Origin of the sequence: Shewanella sp. 10N.7, from assembly GCF_020806285.1 — a bacterium.
GTDB classification, from domain to species: Bacteria; Pseudomonadota; Gammaproteobacteria; order Enterobacterales; family Shewanellaceae; genus Shewanella; species Shewanella electrodiphila.
In genome coordinates this window covers 1-3,693 of the sequence record NZ_JAJGZS010000054.1, presented here as the reverse complement: position 1 = coordinate 3,693, position 3,693 = coordinate 1, and the positions used below count along the sequence as shown (strand labels likewise).

At 37.9% G+C, this 3,693-nt stretch carries 2 protein-coding genes; both read left to right on the top strand.

All coding sequences use genetic code 11. From position 1 onward, the window contains the following. Positions 1–1,574: 1,574 nt before the first annotated feature. Entirely contained in the window at positions 1,575–2,732 is a 1,158-nt protein-coding gene (locus LMH66_RS20175; RefSeq protein WP_229372701.1) for a DNA cytosine methyltransferase, read from the top strand. Between the two features lie 3 nt (positions 2,733–2,735). After that, positions 2,736–3,641 (top strand): NotI family restriction endonuclease, encoded by a 906-nt coding sequence (locus LMH66_RS20170; protein WP_229372699.1) that lies wholly within the window; start codon positions 2,736–2,738, stop codon positions 3,639–3,641. Positions 3,642–3,693 lie beyond the last annotated feature (52 nt).

Here is a 3,693-nt window from a genome sequence, read left to right as displayed (position 1 = left end):
ATAGGGATATGGGAAATGTCATTATGATGTAGGGAACATCATTGACCATGTGATCACGACATTCCGTTCATCCTGAACATCCCTGCGGCAGGCAATGGGTTAAACTGTAGTAATGGACTACTGAAAAAGAGCCAATATAAATTAAGTATAAAGTTGGTGCTGGTAAAACGTTTTGGCCCCAAAACTTGTTAGCAGCTTTAGTTAGTTAATGATTTCTAGATTTGAATAGAATCTAAATCAAAGTCGTGGCGCTTCGCCCACACCAGACTAAAAGGGAGTGAACTGCGACTCCCTCTTAGAACACCCCGCAGCTCCGGCGAAATTTAAACAGCAAAATTTCCAACGGAGAATGATCCAGCTTTAAACTTCATTTTGAGTCCGCTTCTGCAAGCTACAAAATCACTAACGCTTACGATGGGGCGTCCCTTCCCCTCGAAAGCTAGCCAGACATCCTTGTCTGGACTCACGCGATTTTCTTACTTTCCTCAATTCAAATGGAGTCTTTTAAATGTAAGTTCTACTAGCTTGAGTTCTTTAAATTATCACCAATGCTGTCAAATCGAAGAGACAATAAACCCAGTGTAGATGCGTTCAAGACCTTCGAAAATATGGATGTTTTCGCAGAGCCCACAGGGATGTGTTTACGACGTGTCTTGGATGTATCTGCACAAAAGGCCGCTTTTTCACATCCATGTGATCGCGACATTCCGCTCATCCTGAACATCCCAGCGGCAGGCAATGGGTTAAATTGTAGTAATGGACTACTGAAAAATTAAGTATAAAGTTGGTGCTGGTAAAACGTTTTTGCCCAAAGTTTGTTAGCTTTATATGACTGTATGGATATACAGTTATAATTAAAAAGCAGCAATTGACAGCACTTGCTTCTCGCTATGTAAAAGCAAAAATTCTCGGATTTACCATCCGAACAAATATATACCATTGAAAAATAACTATTTTATCACAGAGGAAGTTTACATAACGACCCAAGTTAATTCTCGGTTATCTCAATTCTCGGTTTTATCCACTATTTAGTCGATTGATTTAAATTATGCTGGCTGTTAAGTTATTAAAATTATTAATAAATTAAGCTAAAAAGTGGTTGAGTTTTGGTAAGTGGCCTAGGGTGTTTATCGGAATTCTCGCTAATAAGCTGTTCTTGACCTGCGGTAGACGATTTTTTAGTAAAAAGAAGTGATATTTTAGTCTAGCCGAGGGAGTAGATAGAACCAAACGCGATGGAAGAAACGCCTATTTTATGGTAGCTTGAAGGCACTTGCTAAGGCTCGTAAAGCGTAGCTTTTAAAGAGACCTGCAATTGACTTCAAGTAAAGAAGCGATGCTTCCCTCACGCCGCAGGGGGGCTTCAATTAAGCCCCAAGGGCATGGAATATGAACTCACGGATTGAGTAGCGACAACCTCCTCTCTCCGAAGTAAAGAACAACCCGTTACATGAGACCTACGGCTCATGAACTATGATCGTTAAGCGGTTAATCAAATTTTGTGAGTAATTTGAATATCTACGTTCATAAAGTTCGGGTAAAATATCAAAAATTTTAAATAGAGTTCAAATTTAGTGAAATCAATAGATTTATTTTCTGGCGCAGGTGGTTTGTCATGTGGTTTAGGAATGGCAGGGTTTACACCAATTCTTGCTAATGAGCTAATAGCAGCCCATGCGAATACTTATCAAATTAATAACGAAAATACTTCTGTAATTGTGGGTGATGTAAGGCAAGTTTGTGAAACTAATTTAAAAAGCAAACTAGGCTTGAAAAAGGGGGAGCTTGATTTACTAGCGGGAGGCCCTCCTTGCCAAGGTTTTTCTGTCAACGCGCCTATAAGAGATTTAGATGATGAGCGTAATCATTTGTTTAAAGATTTTTTGAGAGTAGCTAATGAATTATTGCCTAAAGCTATATTAATTGAAAACGTTCCCGGAATAGTTTCTTTAGGTAAAGGAACTGTTGTTAAACAGATATACAAGGAGCTCGAAAGTTTAGGGTATTCTGTTCAACATAAAATTTTATTCGCAGGGCATTATGGGGTTCCGCAAACAAGGTTTAGAACAATAATAATTGCTGTAAAAGGTAACATTGGTATTTCATTCCCAGAGCCAGAATATGACTCAAAGGCTGTTGCAAACTTTGCGGGTGCAAGAGAACTGTGTATTCATTTATCACCTCTTTTTTCTCAAGATTTATTACCACAAACAACAGTTAGCGATGCTATTTCAGATTTACCTGAAATACAAAGTGGCTCAAAAAACCCTCCAATGAAATATCTTAATGAAGCAAAGGGCAGTTACCAAAGCTTTCTACGTAATGGCTCTAATTTGATACATAACCATTCTTGTAATGGTTTAGGTAAAATAAATCTAGATCGTTTGAAACATATTCCTCAAGGAGGAAATTGGACTAATATCCCACACGAAATGTTACCTAAAGGAATGCAAAGAGCGCGAAGAAGCGACCATACCAAAAGGTATGGCCGGCTTCACCCAGAAGGTATGTGCTCAACAATATTAACCAAATGTGATCCACACTGGGGAGCGTTTATTCACCCTGAACAGGATAGAGTTCTATCAGTCAGAGAGGCTGCAAGAATCCAATCTTTTCCTGATAGCTATCATTTTACTGGAACAATCCCGCAACAGTACGAACAAGTAGGGAACGCTGTACCGCCTTTTTTAGCGAAAAAAATTGGTGAAGAAATAATAAAGATAATTGGATGAAAAATGATAGATAGACCTAAGAATGACATTGTTGAAATCTTTGGGTATGCCCCAGATGATTTAACTAAACAAGCAAGAACTCTTTGGAACTTAGGAGCTTGCCCTTTTATAAATAAATCATGTACAAAGTCTAATAGCGAACAAACTGTTGTCTACGGTACTTGTAGCGTAACTACTACTTTTGGTGATTGTATTATTTGCCCAAACAGAATTTATGAAAACAAGTACCAATCTCTAAAAAAAGTTGCGATTGATGCTTTTGGAAGTGATATTGAGTTTTTAACATTTGAAGAATTCATCCCTAGGCGGTTTTCAGTCGATGAATGTATTGTTGCGCTTGGACAAAACTCCGGAAAAGAAGTAAAGCTTGGAAATAAGCTATCTATGGATTGGGTGTTAGCAAAGGTAAAGAATGGTGAGCTTATTGAGTATGTTGGTATTGAAGTTCAAAGTATTGATATAACAAATAACTACCGAGACAACTGGTATGCTTATAAAAATCTAAATGAAAATACCACTATCATTCCAAGATCTGAGCATGGACTTAATTGGGCTAATGTACACAAAAGACTTATACCTCAATTAATTCGAAAAGGCTTGATATATGCCAAGTCGGATCTAGTATCCAGCGGATTATATTTTGTTTTACCCGATATTGTGTACAAAAAGTTTGAAGATGTAATTGGGAATGATATTCCACTAGTTGATCATAAAGCAGCCGATGTACTTACGGTTCATACCTATAAATTATCTGATAATGTTGAGCACGGTGCTCAAAGAAGTATTTTGATTGAGCGAGAATTGCGCTTTGAACTAGAAGAGTTTTCTCGACGCTTTATTTCAGGGGCAAATTTACCATCAGGAGAAGAACTGGATAACGCTGTTCGTAAAGTGCTAGGAACCGCTTAACAAGAGACTATGGCGTCAATAGTTAATTTTAAGCTTTTGGCGCTTCCCACAA

Excerpts from the sequence above, each read along its gene's own strand:
- LMH66_RS20170 (WP_229372699.1), top strand. The coding sequence starts at position 2,736 with ATGATAGATAGACCTAAGAATGACATTGTTGAAATCTTTGGGTATGCC.